This is a genomic window from uncultured Frigoribacterium sp. (assembly GCF_963515265.1).
Lineage (GTDB): Bacteria > Actinomycetota > Actinomycetes > Actinomycetales > Microbacteriaceae > Frigoribacterium.
The window spans coordinates 1-2,662 of record NZ_CAUPYL010000273.1; the positions used below are offsets into that span (position 1 = coordinate 1).

A 2,662-nucleotide genomic window follows, 5' to 3' on the forward strand; every position below is an offset into this window, starting at 1 on the left:
CGCCCTGCCCCGAGCGCCGGCGCCCCTGCCCCTGCTCCGGCGGCGCCCCCGGTGTCGTCCGGCGGAGGCGGCGGGTCGGGATCCGGCTCCGGCTGGGTCCGGCCCAGCGGCGGCGGCATCTCGAGCGGCTACGGCTACCGCGTGAACCCCGTCTCGGGCCAGTGGAAGCTGCACGACGGCATCGACCTGGCGCCCGGCTGCTCCACGCCGATCTACGCGGCGGCCTCCGGCACGGTCAACTACGCCGGTGCCTACGGCGGCTACGGCAACTACGTGCGCATCGCCCACAGCGGCGGCCTCAGCACGGCCTACGGCCACATCGTCAACGGCGGCATCAAGGTGCGCAACGGCCAGTCGGTGGTCGCGGGCCAGCTCATCGCCCTCGTCGGCTCCACCGGCAACTCGACCGGCTGCCACCTCCACTTCGAGACGCGCGTCAACGGTGCCTCGACCGACCCGGTGCCGTTCATGGCCGCCCGGGGCGTCAGCCTGCGCTAGCGGGCCCCGGCTCACGCGCGCCGGTCGACCGGCCCCGGCCCCGGCACGACCTGCACGTCGTGCACGTCGTGCAGGTGGCGTCCGGGCAGCGATGGCAGGATGTCTCGGTGACGAACGCCGCTCCTCCTGCCCCGGTCTCCCCTCAGCCCTCAGCCCACGAGGCCGGCGTCCCCGCCGCCTCGTCCGGGGCAGCGCTGCACGTGCAGCACGTCGCGTGGGACGACCCTCGGGCCCTCGAGCTCCGGGCGCGCATGGACGCCGAGATGAACGAGCGCTACTCCGACCCCCACGTCGTGGAGGACCCGGCGGTCACGGCCGCCCGTGACGACGCCCTGCGCGTGCACCCCGAACAGGTCCACGCCACCGTGCTCGTCACCGACGACGCGGGCCGTGCCGTCGCGCACGCCGTGCTGCGCGACCTCGACGGCGAGTGGGAGGTCAAGCGCGTCATCGTCGACTCCACCGAGCGCGGCCGTGGCCTCGGCCGCGTGCTGATGGCCGAGGTCGAGGCCGTCGCCCGGGCAGGCGGCGCACCGCGGCTGATCCTCCAGACCGGCGACCGCCAGCCGGAGGCCGTCCGCCTCTACGAGCGGGTCGGCTACCGGCCGATCCCGACCTACGAGCCCTATGTCGAGGCGCTCCCGAACTCGATCTGCTTCGAGAAGGTGCTGGTCGCCCTCTAGGCTGGGCGCGATGATCACGCGACGAGACGCTGCCCTGCAGCTCGACATCCCGATCGAGATGGCGGTGCGGCACGGCATCCCCGCGAGGCTCACGCTCGACGAGCTGCTCGCGCTCGAGAAGTCCCCGCCCGCGTGGCTGCTGCAGTCCCGGGCGAACCGCACGGGCAAGCCCGTCTGGGTCGATCTCGCCTGCGTGGTGTGCGGCTACCACGAGGCCGCCCGGCCGAAGAAGTGGTGGCCCTCGTGGACGCACCTCAGCTGCGACGACCACGGCGTGGACGAGCTGCCCGAGCCCGAGCAGGGCACGGCGCGCAGCGAGGTCGCCGGTGTGGGCAGCCGTTTCGTGGCCATCGTCGACGAACGGCCGTAGCCCCCGTCCCGGTGCCGCGCCGGTCCGTCCCGGCCGAGGCACGAGTCAGCCCGGCCGGTCAGTCGCGGTAGCCGACCGACGCGGGCGCGTCCAGGCCTGCGAGCAGGTGCACGAGTGCCTGCCGCGCGTCGTCGGCGAGCATCTGCCGCTGGATGTGCTGGTCGTGCCAGTGGACCAGGTCGGCCGGGACGACGCCGGTCTCCTCCGCGGCCGGGCCGGCCTCGACGTCGTCGGCCACCACGTAGCGGAACGCCCAGGGGTCGCCCTCGTCGGCCAACGTGGTCCGGTGCCCGAGCAGGCGGCCCGTCGAGACCTCGACGAGGACCTCGTGGCCGGGGTCGCCGGGGTCGGGCAGGCGGACGTCGACCCGTCCGCGACCGGACTCCGTGTCCGGCCCGGCGACACGGGTGCCGAGGACCGCCGTGCCGGTCGTGTTCCCGGGGGCGCCGTCCGGGTCGCTGGCGGCCTCGTCGTCCGCCCGCGCCGAGGTGGATCGAGGAGGTGCGCTCCGGTCGAGCCCGGACACGACGTCGTCGACCACCCGGGTCACCGCGACGTCGACGGCATCGCCCTCGGACGCGAGGCGTCGCGCGGCAGCGCGGAGCCACCCCTCGAGGACGACCAGGTCGTCGGACGAGAAGGGCTCCGGCTCGAGCGAGTGCACCGAGAAGTCGGCAGCCTCGACGGACCACTCCCACGACAGCACGACCCGCACCATCGCGGTGCTGCGGGGGAGCAGCGCCAGCACGCCTCGTCGCAGTCCGGGCGTCCAGTGCAGCTCCGGGTCGTCCAACAAGGGACGGACGAGGTCGGCCGACGCCCTCGCGTCGGCCGGCACGTCGAACTCCACCACCACGTCGCGCCAGGGGGTCGCCCGCTCCGGCACGACGTCGTGCTCGCGCCGGACGGTCAGGACGGTCGCGGGATCGTCGGTGAGGGGTCGTGGGCCCCAGGCGTCGGGGGCGTCACGGGCGGCAGGGTCGGCAGGCACGAGGACGGATCCTGCCACGCCCACCTCCAGCCGAGCCGAGTCGACCGCGCTGAGCCGGGCCGAGCCGACCCGGGCCGAGCCGACCCGGGCCGAGCCGACCCGGGCCGAGCCGACCCGGGC

Annotated in this window: 4 protein-coding genes; 3 read left to right on the top strand and 1 reads right to left on the bottom strand. The window is 75.0% G+C overall.

Annotation, left to right across the window (positions count from 1 at the left end; all coding sequences use genetic code 11):
* The 3 genes from RWM17_RS13835 to RWM17_RS13845 all read left to right on the top strand — a co-directional run.
* On the top strand, positions 1 to 498 hold a 498-nt coding region (locus RWM17_RS13835), incomplete at its 5' end, for a M23 family metallopeptidase (protein WP_314104612.1).
* A 107-nt stretch (positions 499 to 605) separates the two neighbouring features.
* The gene (locus tag RWM17_RS13840; protein ID WP_314104614.1) at positions 606 to 1,181 is read left to right on the top strand and encodes a GNAT family N-acetyltransferase; all 576 of its coding nucleotides are present in this window, start codon (positions 606 to 608) and stop codon (positions 1,179 to 1,181) included.
* Between the two features lie 10 nt (positions 1,182 to 1,191).
* Complete coding sequence (locus RWM17_RS13845; protein WP_314104616.1) at positions 1,192 to 1,551, top strand: hypothetical protein; 360 nt, start codon at positions 1,192 to 1,194, stop codon at positions 1,549 to 1,551.
* A 58-nt stretch (positions 1,552 to 1,609) separates the two neighbouring features.
* Here RWM17_RS13845 and RWM17_RS13850 read toward each other — a convergent pair.
* Positions 1,610 to 2,662 (bottom strand): hypothetical protein (locus tag RWM17_RS13850; RefSeq protein ID WP_314104618.1); only part of this gene is annotated, 1,053 nt, incomplete at its 5' end.

What these genes read in the sequence shown, in the direction of transcription:
- RWM17_RS13845 (WP_314104616.1), top strand. Translation starts at nt 1,192, where the DNA reads ATGATCACGCGACGAGACGCTGCCCTGCAGCTCGACATCCCGATCGAG.